Origin of the sequence: Pontibacter kalidii (assembly GCF_026278245.1) — a bacterium.
Taxonomy (GTDB): domain Bacteria; phylum Bacteroidota; class Bacteroidia; order Cytophagales; family Hymenobacteraceae; genus Pontibacter; species Pontibacter kalidii.
The window spans coordinates 3,818,954-3,838,032 of sequence record NZ_CP111079.1 but is presented as its reverse complement, the minus strand read 5'-3'; the positions used below and the strand labels follow the sequence as shown (position 1 = coordinate 3,838,032).

Genomic DNA, 19,079 nt, shown 5'->3' with positions numbered 1-19,079 from the left:
TAAGTATAGGTTTTTATTTCCAGAGGTCGGAGGCTTTACGGGCCATCCGGAAGAAAAGCTCGCGCTCCAGTCCTGCTACCTGCCGTGCCTCACATTCGGAGTAGCCGTTTTCCACTGCATTCAGGTAATCATAATAGAGCTGGGCCAGCTCCAGCGAGTCGTCCTCAAAGCATTCGGACAGGTCTTCGGAGGCCTGCTTCTCAGGCTCAAACACTTTAGAGGGGTATAGCCTGTCGAGTTGGTAGATGAGGTATTTCTGGCGTGTTTTGTTCGACTTTCCGCCAAACAGCTGTTCCAGGGGCAGGTCCTCTTCCTCGTTCTCCTCCAGTGCCTCCAGGTCATCCTCCACTGCCAGTGGCTCATACACGATGATGTCGTGGCCGGTGAGTTCCAGGTACTCCCCGAACTTCTCCTTTACCGGGATAAGCGTAGGCGAGTCGTAGGGTTGGTCCAGGAGCTCTGCCATGTGCAGGGCTATCTCTTTGCCTTTCTCGCCGGCGGCGATCAGTATCTGGTTAAACTGGCAGAAATCGCAACCAAGGTACACGAATTTATACTCATCGTCGAGCACCGTAAAGCACCAAAGCGTGATAAACTCGGTGTCGTCTATCACCACCGTGTCGATGTATAGTTCGTTTATCTGAACGTAGCGTGGCGAATAATCCTGAGCATCCATGGTGTTAAGGCTTTAGGTTCTGGTTGCGGCGCAGTATAGGTACTATTACTGCGTATACGGAGTTTAAGCCCACATGGCAAATAATCTATATACAAATTTGAGCCTGTGGTTAGTCGTCGTGGCGGCGTAGGTAGTAAATAATTCCGCCCAACAGCGTAACCCCAATGCGAATTGCCCAGCTTGCTGTTTCGCCAAACTGGTTTAACCAGTTGATTACTACTAAGTTAGCACCTGTAAGTCCGAGCGCAAGCGAAACCAGCCCCGCGAGCAGCAGAAATAATCCGATAAATTTCATACGTATAAGTTTTTTAGTGAAAGAGCTGTTTTCGTAAGGCAAACTTGCAAAAAGCCAGTTTTACCTGACTGCCTCTTTCTCTAAATATAGTAATTTATAAGTATAAAACCAGCGGATTTTGCCTTAGCTCCAACAATGGGTACAGGGGCAGGGATAGCCATATTCTCAGGAAACCCACAGGGGCTCAGCTCCAGATGCGCTCTATAAAGCGGCGGGCATTGCCGTGCGCCAGCTTCTGCAGCTGCTCCTTAGAATACTGCTCTTCCAGGCGCTGCAGGATGTAGGCATAACTGCTGCCCGCCTGCTCGTATTCCTTGTAATAAAACGGATAGCGGCTGCGGTCCGGCTCATCGGCAAAGTAAAAGTAATCAGCTCCGAAGCAGAGGGCATCCTCCGCACCGTGGTCAAAGCCATAGGTTATGTGCTGCAGCAGGGCGTCAGAGGCCTCCGTGTTCAGGAACTTGCGCAGAAAATTCATCCCGATCAGGCCTTTGCGGCGGATGATCTCCTGCGTGAGCTCGTCGGGCAGGTTGCGCTCGTGGTGCCACACCGGCCTGAAGTTGGAGTGGCTGGCGATGACAGGAATGTCCAGCCGCTCGGTATCGATGTGGTTCAGGATGTCGAAAGCCAGGGCGTCGCTGGTGTGGGAGAGGTCTACAGCGATGCGTCGGCCGTGTAGGTAGTCGAGCAGCATGCGGCCATCGGTAGTGATGCCGTGGCTGGGGTCCGAGGAGTTGCCGCCGCCAAAGCGGTTGGCGGTGTGGTGGGTAAAGCTGATGTAGAGGACACGCCCGCAAACTTCTATTATCTTCTCCAGGCGCTTAAAGCCCTCCTCCAGGGGCTCAGCCTCCTCGCAAAAGCCGGCAGCGTTCTCGATGGCGGCCACCATGCCCGTGCCTCCCTGGCGCTGCATCGCCTCCTGCAGCTGCCCCGCATCGGTTACGGCAATCAGGCAGTTATCGGCATCGGCCAGCTGGCGGAACATATCGCGCTGCAGCGCTGCAAAACGGGTGCTGCCGGGGCCGGTGGCGGAGTAAAGGGCCATCACCTGCAGCTTCACGTTGCCCTCTACTAATGCCGGCACTGCGCAGCCAATTTCCTCTATCCTGTTCATGTCCGAATGGGGCACATCGGTCAGGTATACCAGTAGGTCGCAATGCAAATCGATAATGGGCAGGCGGGTGGCGGGCGTTTGGCTCATGTGCGGAAGTGTGGGTTCTGGGGCTTAAGTTAAGGCAAAATTCGTATTCGTGTAAATACCCTGGCAAAGCAAAGTATGATTGCCTTTCGCTTTGTTGACATTGTTACCGGCTTACAGGTTACTTGTGAAATGAACCTCTTCCATACGGGCTATCCCCTCGGTCATCCAGCAGTCCTTGTAGGTGCCGCGGCGCTGCTTGGTAAGTATAAACATAAAGGCCTCCCGCTGCCCGTCCGGGGTTTCGATCACCACCAGTTGGTAGGCGTTTTTGCCGGCCACTACGAGTTGGCCAGTTTTGTAACTTTTAAAGTTCAGGATTGGACGATATGCAGGCTCTCGAACCATCAGGCGGAAGTGTTTCAGCGGCCCCAGGTAAGCTCTGTTGGAAGGCGAGGAGAAGTTGAACAGGGTGATCACGCCGCTGTCGGCGGGGTCGTTCTGCTGCAGGGCGTGTAGCTGTATACTTACCACCTGGCGTGCCGAAAGGCCCTTGTCAGGCTTTAGGTATGTCCATTTGGAGGTGTGCGCTATGTCCGGGCTGGCAGATGTATAGGAGGCGTAGTGGTGCTCATCCACAGTGGGCATGGCCGGAAACTGGATCCAGAACAACACGAGCAGCAGCACGCCAATAGCCAGCATGATTTTGTCGAATATGTTGTCGTGCGCCTTCATGTAAATATGTACTTTATTTAGGCAGCGATGGTTGTGGAACCACCGTTTTTTGGGGTAAACGGGTGCCAGCAGCCTGCCAACGATTCAAAAACACGTAACAAAGTATAGCGACTCCGTATATTCTCAGCAGCGGCATACGATGAAAAGATACCTCCTGATAGACAAAGTACGGTCCACGACAAGCTGGGTGCTACACCGGCCGGTGGTGGCGCGCCTGCGGCAGCGGTTCCCAAGGCTTACCACGTTTGTGGCCAACCGCTTCGATACAAGCTATTTTATAGGCCTGCCGCTCACGCTGGTGCTGCTGGTCGGGGCCGTGAACGCGATGCTGCTCTCTAACCTGGCGGAGAGCGTGGTGGAGGCGGAGTGGGTGATACAGGTGGATGAGAGGTTCAACGCCCTGCTCTACGACATGCGCACCGGTTGGCTGAGCCGCACCTTGTACGCTGTTACCTGGTTGGGCGGGCAGCAGGCCGTGTTTGTGATCGGGGGACTGGCTACGGCAGTGCTGCTGCTGCGCAGGAGGTGGCTGTACATCGTGGCCTTCTGGCTCGCTATGGGCGGGGTGGGGCTGTCGGTAAGGTTTGGCAAGAAGATCATTAGCCGCGAGCGCCCGGCCCAGGACATGGCCTATTACGCGGTGGAGCACTTCTCCTTCCCCAGCGGCCACTCCACCACGGCGCTGGTACTGTTCGGCATGCTGGCTTATTTCCTCTACCGCCACGCACGTGTAGCCTGGCAACGGAAACTGGTGGTGGTGCTGTCGCTCCTGCTCATCGGGCTGGTTGGCTTCAGCCGCATCTACCTGGGGGTGCATTTCCTGTCGGATGTGCTGGCCGGCTTCCTGCTGGGGGGGCTGTGGCTGTTGGTAGGCATCAGCTTGGTGGAGGTGCTGCTGTATCGAAGGCAGCGGGATAAGGGCTTGCGCTAAAAGCGATACCATACTTTTTGCGTGCCCCTGCGTAACAGGTCTGATATGAACCTTATACTATATAGAGGTCTGCTGTGCCTCCTCCTGCCGGTGCTCTCCCTCTTGCCGGCGCAACCCGCCAAAGCATACGGCGTGCTCACGCATCAGGCGGTGGTAGATGCCGTCTGGGACAACAGCCTGAAGCCTCTGCTGCTCCGGCGGTACCCCAACGCTACGGAAGAGGAACTGAAGAAAGCGCATGCACATGCCTACGGCGGCTCCATTGTGCAGGACATGGGCTACTATCCTTTTGGCAACACCTTTTTCACCGACCTTACCCATTATGTGCGCAGCGGCGATTTTGTAAAGAGCCTGCTGCGCCACGCTGACACCGTAGAGGAGCTTGGCTTTGCCCTGGGGGCCATGGCGCACTTCAACGCGGATATCTACGGGCACCCCATCGGCACAAACAAAGCCGTACCGCTGGTTTACCCTAAGGTGCAGCGGGAGCATGGCCACACCGTAACCTATGCCGATGATGCCATCTCGCATATAAAAACTGAGTTCGGCTTTGATGTGCTGCAGGTGGCGCGGGGCAGCTACGCCCCGGAGGCCTACCAGGAGTTCATCGGCTTTGAAGTAGCGAAGGAGCTGCTGGAGGAGGCTTTCCTGGAAACCTATGGGCTGGAGTTGGGGGAGGTTTTTACCAGTTTGCCGCTGGCCATCGGTAGTTACCGCTACACGATCCGGGGCATCTTCCCGGAACTGACAAAGGCGGCCTGGCAGGCAAAGAAAAGCGAGATTCAGGAGGCGCAGCCGGGGGTAACCAAGCGGCAGTTTACGTACCGCATGAGCCGGGCCGGTTTTCATGAGCAGTGGGGCCGGGAGTATGAGCGCCCGCACTTCTTTGCCCGCGCCGCGGCGTGGGTGATAAAGGTGCTGCCCAAGGTGGGCCCGCTGCGCCCGCTGGCCTTTGTGCCCCCTACCCCGGAAGCCGAGGAACTATATCTGGAGAGCTTTAACGTGACCGTGGACAAGTATGGCGCGATGGTGAGGCGGCTGGGGCAGCGCCCCCCGCAACTGCAGAACCTGCAGCTTGATACCGGCAAGCCCACCCGCCCCGGCAGCTATCCCCTTACGGACGAAACCTACGCCGAGCTGCTGAAGAAGCTGGCCAAAGGAGAGTTTAAGCAGGCTGATAAAGCCCTGCAGCGGCACCTGCTTTTATACTTTGAGGAGGCGAAAGCTCCTGACGGCAGCGACAAGGAAGCGCTGAAGGAGTGGAAGGAAGTGCAGAAGCACCTGGTGCTGCTGCAGCAATTGCATGCAGCTAGGTAGGCCCCACCGTATTGCATAATTCTTGCACTTGTACGTGAATGCCCTTTTGAAACGGGTGAGGGCTATAAACCACCGAGAGAGCAGTGCTGCAATGCAAAAATATGGCGCCAAACGTAACTAAGCTCTGAGTTTAACGATAAATATAGTTACGGGCCTTGGTTTAGCCGCAGAAACGGCAGTTATACCGGCACGGGAAAAATTGTACCATTTTTAACCAGACACATAAAAGACAGACAATGGAAACGAACAAGAATAACAACACGACCAGTAACAACACGAGTTCTCAGACACAAGGCCAGGCCAGAACCAATACCACGCCTTCCAGCGGAACACAGGGTAGTTCAGGCCAGGGCAGCTCGTCCATGAGCGGCGGCAGCCAAAGCGCCCAGGGCCGCAGCAACCAGCAGGCAACTACCGGTAAAGGCGGCATGAAGGATATACAAAGCAAGCTGACTCAGTTTGGCAGCACCGCAGCCACTAAGTTTAACAACATGACCACTACGCAGAAAGCCATGGTAGGGGGTGCCGTACTGGCATTGGGTGCCGGCTGGATGGCCATGAGCCAGAAGAACAAGAACAAGATAAAAGGCCAAATCAGCTCAGCGGCAGGTACTGCTAAAGAGGCGATGCATAACATCAACGCGAAGCAGCAACAACAGCAGCAGAACAGATCAGGCAGCTCATCAGGCAATATGTCAGGCAGCAGTTCCAGCTCGGGCTCGTCGGGCACCAATGCCCGCGTAAAGTAAGCAGGGGCTAGTGAGCACAACAGAAAAGCCGGGCCATACAGGTCCGGCTTTTTTGGTGTGTTACACACATGCGCCTGTCAGCTGGTGCGGCAGCTGGCCTCGCCGCGCTTCATCAGGTACTGCTGGTGGTGTTCCTCGGCACGGTAAAATGCATCGGCAGGCACGATCTCCGTCTGTATCTGGCGGCCGCTGAACTCCGGCGACTGCTGCCAGTTCTCCTTCGTGGTCTCGGCCATCAGGCGCTGCTCGTCGCTGTGGTAAAACACTACGGAGCGGTACTGCGAGCCCACATCAGGCCCTTGTCTGTTGAACTGCGTAGGGTCGTGGGCGTGCCAGAACACCTGCAGCAGCTGGTCATAAGTCACCTGCTGCGGGTCGTAGGTTACCTGTACTACTTCGGCGTGGCCGGTGCGGTCGGAGCATACCTCCTGGTAGGTCGGGTCAGGAACATGGCCACCCATGTAGCCCACCTCAGTGTCGGCCACGCCGGGTGTGTTGCGGAAAGTCTCTTCTATGCCCCAGAAGCATCCTGCCCCAAACGTGGCTTTCTCAAGTTTTTTATTTTCTGATGATTCCATACTCTTTCAATGCTTTACCCCTGGCCCGGTGCGTTACCTATAGGCAGGGCAATCCCGTAAGATGCCTTATCCATACTTTAAAACCGTAAAATGAAGAAGAAGGTTATACTTCAGTTCGACCCCAGACTAAGCTCAAACCCAGAGGGGAAGCACGTGCGCGACGGCCTGTCCGCAGCCCTTTGTACCGGTAACAATCTGTGGGTCAGCTGCGATGAGCGCACCACCATCGAGCGCCTCACGCGGCAGTCCGACGGCTCCTACGCCCAGCATCAATCTTTTAGCCTGGAGGACTTTATTGACCTGCCCGCCAAAGGCGAAAGCGAGATCGATATAGAGGGCATGGGCATTGCCGGCAATTACCTCTGGATCATGGGCTCACACAGCCTGAAACGCAGCAAGCCCAAGCGGCACCAATCCACCACGAAGCAAATGGAACGGCTGGCCCGCGTAAAAAGCGACCCCAACCGCTACCTGCTGGCGCGCATCCCCATCCTACAGGACGAGTCCGGGAATTATACGCTGCACAAAGAGGCAGACGATCCGGAACAGCCTGGCCATACGTTGGTGGCGGCACAACTACACGGCGATACCCACAGCAGCATCCTGACCGAGCTGCTGGCGCAGGACGAGCACATCGCACCTTTTATGAACATCCCGGGTAAGGATAACGGCTTTGATGTGGAGGGGCTGGCCATACACGGCAAACGCATTTTTATAGGGCTGCGGGGGCCGGTGCTGCGCGGCTGGGCTATGGTGCTGGAGGTGGAGGCCGAGGAAGATGAGGAGGGCAAGCTGCACCTGAGAAAGCTGGAGAACGGAAAGCCTTACAAAAAGCATTTTCTGAACCTGCGCGGCAAGGGTATCCGTGAGCTCCGCTTCTTTGGGGAGGATCTATACTTGCTGGCTGGCCCCACCATGGACCTGGACGGCGTGATCGCCATTTACCGCTGGCCCAATGCGGTGGGGGAGCCCGAGCAGATGGTGCACCATAACGAGCTGCACCGGCTACAGGAGGTGCCGCACGGCACCGGCAAGGACACGAGCAAAGACAAAGCCGAGGGCCTGGCCGTGCTGGACGAGCACCATGTGCTGGTGGTGTTCGACAGCCCGATGGACGAGCGCAAGCAGGGAGAGGACGCCGTGTGGGCCGATGTGCTGCGTGTGGCGGAGTAAGTGTAACCTTAACCAAGCAAACGGCCTATACTTGTTAAAAACAGCCTGGTGCTGCTAACCTAAACGAAAAAACTATGAACAACGCTATAAGAGCAATGGCAGGCGGCCTGGCCGGTGCCTGCGTGCTTACGCTGGTGCACGAAACGGTACGCCGCCTCGTGCCCGATGCCCCACGCATGGATGTGCTGGGCATGCGCGCCATCTCAAAACTGATGAAAATGTCTGGCGAGGAGCCGCCGCAGGACAAGGAGGAGTTGCACAACTGGTCTCTGGCCGGCGATATTTTCTCTAACTCGGTTTACTACAGCCTGGCCGGAACGGGCAGGGATGCCTGGTGGCGCGGAGCCATACTTGGCGCAGCGGCCGGGGCGGGGGCGGTGCTGCTCCCGGGGCCACTGGGGCTGGGCGAGGAGCCGAGCAACCGCACCCCCAAAACGCAGGCCATGACCATCGGCTATTACCTGCTGGGGGGCATGGTGGCGGCTGCCGTGGGCTACGCCCTCAGCGGCGATGAAGAGGCGGAGGAAGTATAACCCCCATCAGGCAGGTAACAGGAAAGGCAGGCACCGTGTAGTGCCTGCCTTTCCTGTTAAAGTATAAATAGCTGTTAGTTCCCGCCAGTAGTCGTTCCTGTCGTGGTTCCCGTTGTCGTGCCAGTGGTGCCGGTAGTTGTTCCGGTGGTAGTTCCGCCAGTAGTACCCATGTTGGTGGTGTCACCCATTGTATCGTTCATGGTTGTGTCGTCCATCATGGTATCATCATCCATCATGCCGTCGTCCATGGTCTCTGTCTCGGTGGTGTTGGACTCGGTTTCTACCCCGGTGGTATTTTCGGCGCTGCAGCCTGTTAAGGCCGTGGCAGCCAGCAGCGAGCCGGCAAATAAAAATGCATATGTTCGTTTCATAGCTTTAAGTTCAAGTTAAGTTAGAATCCCTTTTACGTGATTCCCCTAAAAGGGATAATACGTATGCTCGCCCCGGATTTATACTTACTCTGGTTGGTTGGCGCAGCTGCAGAGCACCTCGCGGGTAGGCACGGCCAATTGGTAGTCGGGCAGCGAGGGTTCTTTCATGTAGACGACCTCCAGTTGTTGGATAGGTTGCTGCGGGTGTGCCTCGTTCCAGCGGCGCACCAGGTAGTTACAGTAGTAGGGCCGCATGTAGGCGTTGTGGATGAAGAGGTAATTCTCGGAGTACTTGCGCCAGCGGTCGTTCTTGAACAGCGATACCACCGAGGCCGGCTTGCTGTAGTTTACCTCCTTGCCCTCCTGGTTCAGGTCTATGTTGATGCCGTTTTCGGTGTGCCCCTCCAGCACATACCAGCCGTCATCCTTAAACACCGTAGGCGAAAACATGCCCCAGTGCTGGTCCAGGCGCAATAGGTAGCCCAGCCAGCGGCTGCTGTCCGGTATTTTGTGGAGGGGCAGGTGCGTGGTGCTCAGGTTCCACCACACGCAGTAGAACAAGGCCACCGCTACAAAGCCGTTGCGCACAGACGACAGCAGGTGCTGCGGGAAGAAAGGCCTGCGCCAGTTTACCTGCACGTTTATACTTACAGGGCTGCTTAGTTTGCTGAAAATGTTCCTGAACTGCCCCATCCCGGGCCTTCGAAACGATCCCAGCACGCGCCTGTCGAGCCAATCCATGGCGAAGGAAGGCAGCAGCCCGGCTACAGAGGCGATGTTGATGAGGTAAAAGAGCCCCACAAACAGCGTCAGGCTGATACCGATATGAAAACCAACCAGCACCACCACCACCACCATCCGGAAGAACCTGTTATACCACGGAATGAGCAGCAGGAAGGGCAGCAGCAGTTCGGTGTGCCAGGCAGCCAGGGTAAGTATGCGCAGCAGCTCCGGGTAGGGGTAAATAAGCCGCCCCGCCGGCATCAGGATCTGGTCGAGGCTGAGGGCATAGTAAAGGGCGGTGCCGTCGGTGTGCCATTCCGGCGAGTTCTTGAGCAGCGCAGTGCTGAAGTAGACCAGCCCCACCTGCAGGATGTAGGCCATGGTGGCCGCGCTGAAATAAGTTGTTTGCTGCGGGGTTATACCTTGCCTACGCGCCTGCATGGCATCGGCAGCATAGAACCGGCCCCAGGGCAGAAATATACCCCAGAACAGCAGCATCCGGAGGAGGTCGTCGCCGCCCTGCTCGATAAGCGGGTTACGGTTCTGCAGCGAGAGCAGTAGCAGCCAGGTGACCGCTGTGGAGAGCCGTGTTTTGTAGCCCAGCAGCATGCAGCAGGCAAAGCCGGCGGCAAGTATAAAAAGGGCCAGTTGGAACTGCCAGAGCCCGCTGAGCGCGTGCAGCGAGAAGAACTGTGGCAGCCACAGGTGCTGGTGCAGCACGTGCAGCGGCAGTACCCCCATGTTGGAGTAATGCGCCTCCATGTCGGTTGCCCGGATAGCCAGGTCCAGCAGCACGATGCCCGCCAGCCATATCCGCATCAGGGCCAGGGCCCGCAGGTCTACGGTAAACACTTTGCGCAGGTATAGCTCCAGGTACTTCATCGGCTACAGGTTACACGTAAAAGCAGAAAGGCAAATACCGCATGGTGTCTGCCTTTCTTGTTATCGAATCAAGATTACTTATGGTTACATGGTTGTGGTACCGGTCGTTGTGCCTGTTGTAGTACCGGTGGTGGTTCCGGTAGTGCCGGTCGTCGTACCTGTTGTCGTTCCAGTCGTGGTTCCTGTGGTAGTACCGGTGGTGCCGGTTGTGGTGCCGGTAGTTGTTCCAGTGGTGGTGCCGGTCGTCATGCCAGTGGTTGTTCCAGTCGTCGTGGTACCAGTGGTCGTGCCAGTCGTCGTACCTGTTGTGGTACCGGTCGTTGTGCCTGTGGTGGTGCCGGTCGTGGTGCCGGTCGTCGTTCCAGTCGTGGTTCCTGTTGTCGTGCCGGTGGTGCCGGTCGTAGTGCCATAATCCTCTTCAGTTGTATCCATTCCCTCGCTGTCGGTCGTGCTGTCAGAAGTAGTGCAGCCGAAAGTAAAGGCAGTTATTGCGAAGGCTGTGGCGCAGAAGGTAATCAAGTTCTTTTTCATAGCATTAAGTGTTTGTTTTACATGTTAGGTTAACTTAATGTTGATTCTACGAACTATCGCATAAAAAGTATAGATATTGTACATAGTTTGAAGCTGTACTTTCCTATAAAACAGCTTTTTATATAGCCATAATATTTGTAAAGTACCATGGGCGCTCGCTAGAGCGTCTGGGTAACAGGTATTTAGATGCGCTTTTGAGGCCCAGACCTTATCTTGGTGCCTCTCCACAGGGGCAGGCAAGCAGAGCGCAGGTATAAATCCGGCTGAAGTATAAATTAGGACTGCTACCTTGCCGCTAGGGCTCCTTTTGCCAAACCTTTGCGCGCCCGGCTGGTTAAGCAGTAGCATACATAAGAAGATCATCAAATGGAGAAACCAAAGATATACTATGTGCAGGATGCCCTGTGCGGCTGGTGTTATGGCATGAGTCCCGTTATCACGCGCCTCTTTGAGGAGCAGGAGTATACGTTCGAGGTGCTGAGCGGTGGCATGATACGCGGCAACAACGTGCGCCCCATCAGCGGCATGGCCGCCTATATCAAGCAGGCGGCCCCTCGCCTGGAGGAAATGACCGGTGTAAAGCTTACAGAGACCTACCACCGCGAGATCCTGGACAAGGGCACGTACATGAGCAACTCCGAGCCGCCGGCTGTAGCCATGGCTATACTTAAAGAGCAGTTCCCGGAGCGGCAGGTACCCCTGGCGGCAGCCATACAGCAGCAGCACTTTGTGGAAGGCCTGGACCTGAACCAGGTGGAGACCTACCTGCCGGTGGTGCGCGCCTTCGGGGCAGACGAGGCGGATTTCAAGCAGAAGTTTACCGATGAGAAGTACCTGGCAAAGGCGCGGGAGGAGTTTGAACTGGTGGAGAACTGGGGGATAAACGGTTTCCCGGCGATAGTCTGCCAGGCAGGCGGGAAGCTATACCTGGTTGCGCGCGGCTTTCAGCCTTACGAGCAGCTGAGCGCCACGCTGCTGCAGGTGCGGCAGGAGGCTCAGGCGGCCGGAAAGTGATTGTCTTCGGACGCTTTTATAAGCCACTCATAGGCGGAGGTCAGGTCCTCAAACACGGCTACCTCAAAGGGAAAAGGCTTTACCTTACTGGTATTCATGAAATACTGGAGCTGCTTTTCGGCAGCAGGGTCAAAGGAGTTGATAAAGGCGAAGCGTTTTAGCGGGAGCTTGCGAAAACCTTTCAGGAATTCCTGCAGGGTCCAGCGGGAGTCTTCCAGGGAGATGGGGGGCAGCAGGCGGCGGTCTGCAATAGCGTAAGGTACTTTCATCTCTTCCATCAGGTGCAGGAAGTGGAGGAGCGTATCCCGGTACTCCTGGCTCGTACAGGCCCCATACCACTGGCTTACGATCACGTTGTGGACTGCATAGTACTCGATGTGGTGAAAAGGGGTAGAGGCTAGAACCATAGGCCGCTGTTTAAGGTCCGTTTACATTTCTTAATGTTAGGGAATTATCTACTGAAATCCAAAGGGAAAACCGCAGTATAACTGAAAAAAATGATATAAATACGTACACGTTATACCGTTTGCTCAGGCGCGGCTGGCAGGTTTGCGGGCGGCAGTGAAAGTGCGGCCCGCAAACCTGCCAGTTATAGTTTGCCGCCTTACTTGGTGCGCAGGTTGTTGGCGTTGCTGCCGTCCAGTTTACGGGTGTCCGCCTCGTCTTTGGCGGCCACGTTGCCGCCTTCTTCCTTGCCCTCCGGCTCGTTGTCGAGTATGCCGGTTTCCTCTTTTTTCACCCCTTCCAGCGGTTCCGGGTTCTCGTCGGGCAGGCGCTTGCTCTCGTCGGCATTCGTAATGATATCGTCTTCCTTGGGCGTTTCCATGATGTTTGACTTTAATTTTATACTTATAGGTACTGCCAAATCAGCCGCATTGTTTTTGCTTAACGAGGGGAAATTCTGCAAAATAATCCGCGCCCGGGCACTTTTACGTTGCGAGCCCCAACATTTTGCCTTAACTTTGGGCAATTTATACATACCAGCCAATGCCTAAAGACACCTCCATTAAATCCGTTCTCATCATAGGCTCTGGACCAATCGTTATCGGCCAGGCTTGCGAATTCGATTACTCTGGCTCCCAGGCCGCCCGCTCTTTAAGAGAAGAGGGTATAGAGGTCACACTTATCAACTCCAACCCGGCTACCATCATGACAGACCCGGTTACGGCGGATAATGTGTACCTGAAGCCATTGGAGAAGAAGTACATCATTGAGATCCTAGAAAAACATAAGATTGATGCCGTGCTGCCCACCATGGGCGGCCAAACAGCCCTGAACCTGGCCATCGAGTGCGACAAGGCCGGAATCTGGCAGAAGTATGGCGTGCGTATTATTGGTGTAGACATCAAGGCCATCGAGACGACCGAGGACCGCGAGGAGTTCCGTCTGAAGATGCTCGAGCTCGGGGTGAACGTTTGTAAGGGAGAAACGGCTACCTCGTTCCTGGAAGGAAAAGAGATAGCCCAGGAAATCGGTTTTCCGTTGGTGATTCGCCCTTCGTTTACCCTTGGTGGTTCGGGGGGCGGTTTTGTTAATACCCCCGATGAATTCGATGCGGCCCTTACCCGCGGCCTGCACGCCTCTCCAACCCACGAGGTGCTCATCGAGCAAAGCATCATGGGCTGGAAAGAGTATGAGCTGGAGCTGCTGCGCGATAACCTGGGCAACGTGATCATCATCTGCTCTATCGAGAACTTCGACCCGATGGGCGTGCATACCGGTGACTCTATTACCGTGGCGCCGGCCATGACGCTGCCCGACACGGTATATCAGCAGATGCGCGACCTGGCCATCAAAATGATGAACGGCATCGGGCAGTTTGCCGGCGGCTGTAACGTGCAGTTCTCCGTTAACCCGGACGACGACACCATCATCGCCATTGAAATCAACCCGCGTGTTTCCCGCTCGTCGGCACTGGCCTCTAAAGCCACCGGGTACCCGATCGCGAAGATTGCCGCCAAGCTGGCCATCGGCTATAACCTGGACGAGCTGAAGAACGCCATCACCAAAACAACATCGGCCTACTTTGAGCCTGCCCTGGATTACGTGATCGTGAAGATCCCGCGCTGGAACTTCGACAAGTTCCCAGGCGTGAACCGCACGCTGGGCCTGCAGATGAAGTCGGTGGGTGAAGTAATGGGTATTGGCCGTACGTTCCAGGAAGCCTTGCAGAAAGCCTGCCAGAGCCTTGAGATCAAACGCAACGGCATAGGCGCCGACGGCAAGGAGATAACCGACTACGACAAACTGATCCACGGCCTGGCCAACCCAAGCTGGAACCGCCTGTTCAACATCAAGGATGCCATGCGCATCGGCATCCCAACCAGCACCATTCAGAAGCTGACCAAGATCGACCCCTGGTTCCTGGCGCAGATCGAGGAACTGGATATGATGGAGAAGGAGATCGAGAAGTATAGCCTGAGCACCTTGCCGGCAGAGCTGCTGCGTGAGGCCAAGGTAAAAGGCTACGCCGACCGCCAGATTGCCCACCTGCTGCGCTGCAAGGAAAGCGAAGTGTTTAACGTGCGCAGAGAATTGGGCATTAACCGCGTGTACAAAATGGTGGATACCTGCGCGGCCGAGTTCGAAGCCAAAACGCCATACTTCTACAGCACCTACGAGGGCGAGAACGAAAGCATCGTCTCTGATAGAAAGAAGGTTGTCGTGCTGGGCTCAGGTCCGAACCGTATCGGGCAGGGCATTGAGTTCGACTACAGCTGCGTGCATGGCGTACTGGCTGCCAAGGAGTGTGGCTACGAGACCATCATGATCAACTGTAACCCCGAAACGGTAAGTACAGACTTCGATATTGCCGATAAGTTATACTTTGAGCCGGTGTTCTGGGAGCACATCTACGAGATCATACTTCATGAGAAACCGGAAGGCGTGATCGTGCAGCTGGGTGGGCAGACAGCCCTGAAGCTGGCCGAGAAGCTGGACCGCTACGGCATCAAGGTAATGGGCACGAGCTACCAGGCACTGGACCTGGCTGAAGACAGAGGCTCGTTCTCTTCTCTGTTGCGCGACCTGAGCATTCCGTATCCACCGTTTGCCGTGATAGAGACGGCCGAGGAGGCACTGGAGCTGAGCAAGGAGCTGAAGTTCCCGCTGCTGGTGCGCCCAAGCTACGTACTGGGTGGCCAGAATATGAAGATCGTGATCAACGAGAAGGAGCTGGAAGCGCACGTGATCGACCTGCTGAAGGACCACCCGGGCAACAAAGTGCTGCTCGACCACTTCCTGGACAACGCCATTGAGGCCGAGGCCGATGCGATCTGCGACGGCGAGGATGTGTACATTTGTGGTATCATGGAGCACATCGAGCCGGCTGGTATCCACTCCGGCGATTCGTATGCAGTGCTGCCTCCGTTTGATCTGAGCGAGAACGTACTCAATCAGATTGAGGAGTACACGAAAAAAATTGCGGTGGCCCTGCAGACAGTGGGTGTGATCAACATCCAGTTCGCGATCAAGAACGAGATTGTCTACATCATCGAGGCCAACCCGCGTGCTTCGCGTACGTTCCCGTTCATTGCTAAGGCCTACCGTGAGCCGTACATCAACTACGCTACCAAGATTATGCTGGGCGAGGCGAAGGTGAAGGACTTTAACTTTAACCCGTACAAGAACGGCTATGCGATCAAGGTGCCGGTGTTCTCTTACAACAAGTTCCCGGAAGTGAACAAGGAGCTTGGCCCGGAGATGAAGTCCACTGGAGAGGCCATCTACTTTATTGATGACCTGCACGACGATTACTTCACGAAAGTATACTCCGAAAGGAACCTGTACCTGAGTAAGTAAGAAATATAAATTGAACGTAAGCCCTCCCCTGGAAACAGGGAGGGCTTACTGTTTTAGATGCCTTGGTTATACTTGAGCAAGGGGTGATGCTACACCGTATCCAACCACCCCTACCCCTCCTTATCAAAGGAGGGGAGCCTGTAGTTACTGTGGCTAAAGTATAAGTTTCATGGCAGCTGGTATCGCGCGGACAGGTCGCGACCTGTCTCTACAAGTATAAACCCACCCCTAGCCCCTCCGGGGAGGGGAATTCTCCGCAGTTGATTAACATCCCCCTGCCCCCTTCAAAGGGGGACTTATACTTGTTCCATAGCAATGGCAGCAGCTATCGAAATGATACCCAGTCCTTGGGTTGAGCGCCTTCTAGATTTCCGGTGCCCGTGAGGGCATTGCGACAGCAAAGGAAGGGAAAACAGCGCGATGCCCGAGAACGAGCCCTCTCGGGCTTGAGAGCACCAAAGTATGAAGTGAAACAATCAAGGTTGTAAGGCTGTGGATGAACAGCAGCTAACAAGTATAGCTTGGCTCAGGTTACGGGAAGCAGGGGCTAAGAGAGGCACAAGCCGACGCTGGCGCCAGAGAAGTGTCGGAAAGCTGCAGCTATGAAGTATAAATCACCAGGTATAAAGTATAGCCAACGTATAAACCTGCTAACAAAAGTATAACTCACCCTCCCAGGCCTGGAACCAACCCCTCCAAACCTGCATTTCAGAACTTTACTCCTTATCTTTGCCGTACACCGCCAAAACGTCAGATAACAAAAAGCTGGCAAAGGAGTTGTAACATAGTATCGGTACTGTTTTTGCAGTGTGCTTTACACACATATACAAAGAGATTTCAACGCGATGATCAAGTTTATATTCGTTACCCTGCTCATTATTTTCTTCATCCGTCTGGTGGCGCCAACGCTGTTCAGGTGGCTGCTGGGGATGTTTATCCGGAAGAAAATGCGCAACGGGGCCTTCTTTTACTCTAACATGCACCAGCAGCAGCGCCAGGCGCAGCAGCAAAGCCAGAACGGCAATGGCCGCGCCAAAGGCGATGTTAAGATCGACTACATCCCGGAGCAGCCGGAGCGCAAGTCTTTCAAGGGCGGCGAGTACGTGGATTATGAAGAAGTGAAATAAAACTCCTATCTTTCAAACTCTATTTTGGGTTTTTGAAAGACATGACAACTTCCTTCAACTTTAAGCGCGATGTGCTGCCACATGCCATCGCCGTACTTATTTTCCTCATCCTGACGGCGGTATACTTCTCGCCCGTCCTTTTTCAGGACAAAGGCCTTGCCCAGCACGATATCCTGCAGTTTAAGGGCGGCGCCAAAGAGATTCAGGATTACCGCGAGCGCACCGGCGAGGAAGCCCTCTGGACCAACTCCATGTTCGGCGGCATGCCGGCTTACCTCATCCAAACAAAGTTTCCCGGCGATTGGTCGGGCTACATCCACAAGATCCTGACATTCGACCTGCCGGCCCTGGCAGGTAATATCTTTATCACGTTGCTTTGCGCCTACATCCTGTTGGTGGCCATGGGCATGAGCACCTGGCTGGCCATTATAGGGGCGGTGGCTTTCTCCTTCACGTCCTACAACCTCATTATCCTGGAGGCGGGCCACAATACCAAGTCGCTTACCATTGCTTACATCCCGATGGTGCTCGCCGGCCTAATTTACGCGCTGCGCCGGAACCTGTGGATCGGAGCCGCGCTGTTTGCCGTTGGCCTGACGATGAACCTGCATTTCAACCACCTGCAGATGACCTACTACATGCTGCTGCTGGTGCTGGTGTTTGGCGTGGTGGAGATCATCTACGCCGTAAAGCACGGAACCTTCGCGGAGCTGCTGAAGCGTGGGTTGGTGCTGCTGGTGGCGGTCATACTTGCCGTAGGCGTTAACTTCGGCAGGTTGTATACTACGGCCGAGTATAGCGAGTACAGCATCCGGGGCAAATCGGAGCTGACGCAGCCTAACAGCGGCGACAACGTAGGCACCGGCCTGGACCGCGAGTATGCCTTTAACTGGAGCTACGGCGTAAGTGAAACCATGACGCTGCTGATCCCGGACTTCTACGGCGGCAGCAGTAGCGCCCCACTCGATACCGATTCCGAAACCTATAACGCCTTTACGAAAATGGGAGCCGCCCCGGCACAGGCGGAGCAGCTGGTAAAGCAGGGCCTGCCGATGTATTGGGGGCCGCAGCCCATGACGAGCGGTCCGGTTTACGTGGGCGCCATCGTCGTGTTCCTATTCGTGCTGGGGCTGTTCATCGTGGACCGCCGCTGGACGAGCTGGCTCGTAGCCGGCACCATCCTTTCCCTGCTGCTGGCATGGGGTAAGAACTTCGAGGCTTTCAACTACTTCATGTTCGATTACTTCCCGCTCTACAACAAGTTTAGGGCGGTGTCATCAGCCTTGGTTATTGCCCAGATCACGATTCCGTTCCTGGCTATACTTGCCCTTTGGAAGCTGATCAACGAAAGAAGCCAGATCAAAGATCTGGATAAGAAACTGCTGATATCCGGGGGTATCACCGCCGGTATCTGCTTGCTGGTGTGGCTGTTTGCTGGCACCGCGAGCTTTATATCCGGAGCCGACCAGCATTTGATTCAGGCGCAGTTCCCGATTGACGCCATCCGCGCCGACCGTGAGAGCATGATGCGCTCCGACGCCTTCCGCTCGCTGGTATTTATAGTGCTGGCTGCCGGTCTGCTATACTTCTATGTGAAGAACAAGGTGTCTGCCACGGTGGCGGTAGCTGGTGTAGGTATACTGGTGCTGGTGGATCTGTGGTCGGTGGACCAGCGTTACCTGAACAACGGGGACTTTGAGCGCCGGGTGGTAGAGAACTATTTCAGCCCAACCCCGGCCGACCAGATGATCCTGCAGGACAAGGAGGATACGGCGAGAGGCCTGAGCTACCGCGTGATTAATCTGCCGAATCCGTTTAACGATGCCCGCACGTCTTACTTCCATAAGTCGGTAGGTGGGTACCACGGAGCCAAGCTGCGCCGTTACCAGGACCTGATCGACCGCCACATTTCGCGAAATAACCTGGAGGTGCTGCGCATGCTCAACACCCGCTACGCGATCACCGGTGATCCGAAGCAGCCGGTGCAGCGCGTGCCGGACGCCTTGGGCAACGCCTGGTTTGTGGAGGAGGTGCAACCGGTTGAGTCGCCGGATGCCGAACTGGATGCCTTGACGATGTTTGATGCCGGTGCCACCGCCGTGATCGATGTGAGCAAATTCCCGGTAGAGCGCCGCTACTTCAGCGCCGACAGCGCCAACATTAAGCTGACGGAGTATGAGCCGAATTACCTCAAGTATGAGTATACGGCAGCCAAAGAGGGCTTGGTGGTGTTCTCTGAGATCTACTACCCGGAGGGCTGGCAGGCGTACCTGGACGGGGAGCCGGTAGAGCATATCCGCGCCAACTACGTGCTGCGCGCCATGGAGGTGCCGGCCGGCAAGCACACCATCGAATTTAAGTTCGAGCCGGATTCATACTTCACTGGTAACACGATCTCCCTGATTTCTTCCATCCTGCTGCTATTGGTAGTGGCGGGCGCCATTTTCTACGCCGTGAAAACAAAACCGGTAGAGGAACCAATTGTGGAGAAAGTGTAGGAAGTTA

At 55.5% G+C, this 19,079-nt stretch carries 19 protein-coding genes; 9 read left to right on the top strand and 10 right to left on the bottom strand.

What is annotated here, in order from left to right; genetic code table 11:
- Window positions 1-13 precede the first annotated feature (13 nt).
- The 4 genes from OH144_RS15990 to OH144_RS15975 all read right to left on the bottom strand — a co-directional run bounded on the left by OH144_RS15990 (window position 14) and on the right by OH144_RS15975 (window position 2,844).
- Entirely contained in the window at window positions 14-676 is a 663-nt protein-coding gene (locus tag OH144_RS15990; protein ID WP_266203275.1) for a hypothetical protein, read from the bottom strand.
- Between the two features lie 109 nt (window positions 677-785).
- Window positions 786-971, bottom strand: coding sequence for a hypothetical protein (locus tag OH144_RS15985; protein WP_266203274.1), 186 nt, complete (start codon window positions 969-971; stop codon window positions 786-788).
- Window positions 972-1,155: 184 nt separating this feature from the next.
- Window positions 1,156-2,172 (bottom strand): dipeptidase, encoded by a 1,017-nt coding sequence (locus tag OH144_RS15980; RefSeq protein ID WP_266203273.1) that lies wholly within the window; start codon window positions 2,170-2,172, stop codon window positions 1,156-1,158.
- Between the two features lie 111 nt (window positions 2,173-2,283).
- Window positions 2,284-2,844 (bottom strand): DUF4864 domain-containing protein, encoded by a 561-nt coding sequence (locus OH144_RS15975; protein ID WP_266203272.1) that lies wholly within the window; start codon window positions 2,842-2,844, stop codon window positions 2,284-2,286.
- Between the two features lie 139 nt (window positions 2,845-2,983).
- Here OH144_RS15975 and OH144_RS15970 point away from each other — a divergent pair, with 139 nt between their 5' ends.
- The 3 genes from OH144_RS15970 to OH144_RS15960 all read left to right on the top strand — a co-directional run bounded on the left by OH144_RS15970 (window position 2,984) and on the right by OH144_RS15960 (window position 5,841).
- On the top strand, window positions 2,984-3,775 hold the full coding sequence (locus tag OH144_RS15970) for a phosphatase PAP2 family protein (protein ID WP_266203271.1): 792 nt from the start codon (window positions 2,984-2,986) through the stop codon (window positions 3,773-3,775).
- A 45-nt stretch (window positions 3,776-3,820) separates the two neighbouring features.
- Window positions 3,821-5,092, top strand: coding sequence for a zinc dependent phospholipase C family protein (locus OH144_RS15965; protein ID WP_266203270.1), 1,272 nt, complete (start codon window positions 3,821-3,823; stop codon window positions 5,090-5,092).
- Between the two features lie 236 nt (window positions 5,093-5,328).
- Window positions 5,329-5,841: a hypothetical protein gene (locus OH144_RS15960; protein WP_266203269.1), complete on the top strand. Its 513-nt coding sequence runs from the start codon at window positions 5,329-5,331 to the stop codon at window positions 5,839-5,841.
- A 77-nt stretch (window positions 5,842-5,918) separates the two neighbouring features.
- On the opposite strand, the gene msrA is transcribed toward OH144_RS15960, so the two are convergent.
- The gene (gene msrA / locus OH144_RS15955) at window positions 5,919-6,419 is read right to left on the bottom strand and encodes a peptide-methionine (S)-S-oxide reductase MsrA (RefSeq protein ID WP_266203268.1); all 501 of its coding nucleotides are present in this window, start codon (window positions 6,417-6,419) and stop codon (window positions 5,919-5,921) included.
- A gap of 90 nt (window positions 6,420-6,509) precedes the next feature.
- Between msrA and OH144_RS15950 the strand changes: the two genes are divergently transcribed.
- Both OH144_RS15950 and OH144_RS15945 read left to right on the top strand, forming a co-directional pair.
- Window positions 6,510-7,592, top strand: a complete 1,083-nt coding sequence (locus tag OH144_RS15950; RefSeq protein ID WP_266203267.1) for a DUF3616 domain-containing protein — start codon at window positions 6,510-6,512, stop codon at window positions 7,590-7,592.
- 74 nt (window positions 7,593-7,666) lie between these two features.
- Window positions 7,667-8,125 (top strand): hypothetical protein, encoded by a 459-nt coding sequence (locus tag OH144_RS15945; protein WP_266203266.1) that lies wholly within the window; start codon window positions 7,667-7,669, stop codon window positions 8,123-8,125.
- 74 nt (window positions 8,126-8,199) lie between these two features.
- Here OH144_RS15945 and OH144_RS15940 read toward each other — a convergent pair whose 3' ends face one another.
- From OH144_RS15940 to OH144_RS15930, 3 genes are all read right to left on the bottom strand, one after another.
- On the bottom strand, window positions 8,200-8,496 hold the full coding sequence (locus OH144_RS15940) for a hypothetical protein (RefSeq protein ID WP_266203265.1): 297 nt from the start codon (window positions 8,494-8,496) through the stop codon (window positions 8,200-8,202).
- Between the two features lie 84 nt (window positions 8,497-8,580).
- Window positions 8,581-10,101, bottom strand: coding sequence for a hypothetical protein (locus tag OH144_RS15935; RefSeq protein WP_266203264.1), 1,521 nt, complete (start codon window positions 10,099-10,101; stop codon window positions 8,581-8,583).
- Between the two features lie 84 nt (window positions 10,102-10,185).
- Window positions 10,186-10,632: a hypothetical protein gene (locus tag OH144_RS15930; protein ID WP_266203263.1), complete on the bottom strand. Its 447-nt coding sequence runs from the start codon at window positions 10,630-10,632 to the stop codon at window positions 10,186-10,188.
- Between the two features lie 366 nt (window positions 10,633-10,998).
- Here OH144_RS15930 and OH144_RS15925 point away from each other — a divergent pair, with 366 nt between their 5' ends.
- On the top strand, window positions 10,999-11,646 hold the full coding sequence (locus OH144_RS15925; RefSeq protein WP_266203262.1) for a DsbA family protein: 648 nt from the start codon (window positions 10,999-11,001) through the stop codon (window positions 11,644-11,646).
- Here OH144_RS15925 and OH144_RS15920 read toward each other — a convergent pair.
- Together OH144_RS15920 and OH144_RS15915 are read right to left on the bottom strand one after the other, a co-directional pair.
- Entirely contained in the window at window positions 11,628-12,053 is a 426-nt protein-coding gene (locus OH144_RS15920) for a hypothetical protein (protein ID WP_266203261.1), read from the bottom strand. The genes OH144_RS15925 and OH144_RS15920 overlap by 19 nt on opposite strands.
- Window positions 12,054-12,250: 197 nt before the next feature.
- The gene (locus OH144_RS15915; RefSeq protein ID WP_266203260.1) at window positions 12,251-12,472 is read right to left on the bottom strand and encodes a hypothetical protein; all 222 of its coding nucleotides are present in this window, start codon (window positions 12,470-12,472) and stop codon (window positions 12,251-12,253) included.
- Between the two features lie 161 nt (window positions 12,473-12,633).
- Between OH144_RS15915 and carB the strand changes: the two genes are divergently transcribed.
- From carB to OH144_RS15900, 3 genes are all read left to right on the top strand, one after another.
- Window positions 12,634-15,447, top strand: coding sequence for a carbamoyl-phosphate synthase large subunit (gene carB, locus OH144_RS15910; RefSeq protein ID WP_266203259.1), 2,814 nt, complete (start codon window positions 12,634-12,636; stop codon window positions 15,445-15,447).
- 845 nt (window positions 15,448-16,292) lie between these two features.
- The gene (locus OH144_RS15905) at window positions 16,293-16,574 is read left to right on the top strand and encodes a DUF4834 family protein (protein ID WP_266203258.1); all 282 of its coding nucleotides are present in this window, start codon (window positions 16,293-16,295) and stop codon (window positions 16,572-16,574) included.
- Window positions 16,575-16,615: 41 nt separating this feature from the next.
- Complete coding sequence (locus OH144_RS15900; protein WP_266203257.1) at window positions 16,616-19,072, top strand: YfhO family protein; 2,457 nt, start codon at window positions 16,616-16,618, stop codon at window positions 19,070-19,072.
- Window positions 19,073-19,079: the final 7 nt, after the last annotated feature.

Excerpts from the sequence above, each read along its gene's own strand:
- OH144_RS15930 (WP_266203263.1), bottom strand. The coding sequence starts at position 10,632 with ATGAAAAAGAACTTGATTACCTTCTGCGCCACAGCCTTCGCAATAACT.
- OH144_RS15920 (WP_266203261.1), bottom strand. The coding sequence starts at position 12,053 with ATGGTTCTAGCCTCTACCCCTTTTCACCACATCGAGTACTATGCAGTC.
- OH144_RS15975 (WP_266203272.1), bottom strand. The coding sequence starts at position 2,844 with ATGAAGGCGCACGACAACATATTCGACAAAATCATGCTGGCTATTGGC.
- OH144_RS15985 (WP_266203274.1), bottom strand. The coding sequence starts at position 971 with ATGAAATTTATCGGATTATTTCTGCTGCTCGCGGGGCTGGTTTCGCTT.
- OH144_RS15940 (WP_266203265.1), bottom strand. The coding sequence starts at position 8,496 with ATGAAACGAACATATGCATTTTTATTTGCCGGCTCGCTGCTGGCTGCC.
- OH144_RS15990 (WP_266203275.1), bottom strand. The coding sequence starts at position 676 with ATGGATGCTCAGGATTATTCGCCACGCTACGTTCAGATAAACGAACTA.
- OH144_RS15945 (WP_266203266.1), top strand. The coding sequence starts at position 7,667 with ATGAACAACGCTATAAGAGCAATGGCAGGCGGCCTGGCCGGTGCCTGC.
- OH144_RS15925 (WP_266203262.1), top strand. The coding sequence starts at position 10,999 with ATGGAGAAACCAAAGATATACTATGTGCAGGATGCCCTGTGCGGCTGG.
- OH144_RS15915 (WP_266203260.1), bottom strand. The coding sequence starts at position 12,472 with ATGGAAACGCCCAAGGAAGACGATATCATTACGAATGCCGACGAGAGC.
- OH144_RS15950 (WP_266203267.1), top strand. The coding sequence starts at position 6,510 with ATGAAGAAGAAGGTTATACTTCAGTTCGACCCCAGACTAAGCTCAAAC.
- carB (WP_266203259.1), top strand. The coding sequence starts at position 12,634 with ATGCCTAAAGACACCTCCATTAAATCCGTTCTCATCATAGGCTCTGGA.
- OH144_RS15965 (WP_266203270.1), top strand. The coding sequence starts at position 3,821 with ATGAACCTTATACTATATAGAGGTCTGCTGTGCCTCCTCCTGCCGGTG.
- OH144_RS15935 (WP_266203264.1), bottom strand. The coding sequence starts at position 10,101 with ATGAAGTACCTGGAGCTATACCTGCGCAAAGTGTTTACCGTAGACCTG.
- msrA (WP_266203268.1), bottom strand. The coding sequence starts at position 6,419 with ATGGAATCATCAGAAAATAAAAAACTTGAGAAAGCCACGTTTGGGGCA.
- OH144_RS15970 (WP_266203271.1), top strand. The coding sequence starts at position 2,984 with ATGAAAAGATACCTCCTGATAGACAAAGTACGGTCCACGACAAGCTGG.
- OH144_RS15960 (WP_266203269.1), top strand. The coding sequence starts at position 5,329 with ATGGAAACGAACAAGAATAACAACACGACCAGTAACAACACGAGTTCT.
- OH144_RS15900 (WP_266203257.1), top strand. The coding sequence starts at position 16,616 with ATGACAACTTCCTTCAACTTTAAGCGCGATGTGCTGCCACATGCCATC.
- OH144_RS15980 (WP_266203273.1), bottom strand. The coding sequence starts at position 2,172 with ATGAGCCAAACGCCCGCCACCCGCCTGCCCATTATCGATTTGCATTGC.
- OH144_RS15905 (WP_266203258.1), top strand. The coding sequence starts at position 16,293 with ATGATCAAGTTTATATTCGTTACCCTGCTCATTATTTTCTTCATCCGT.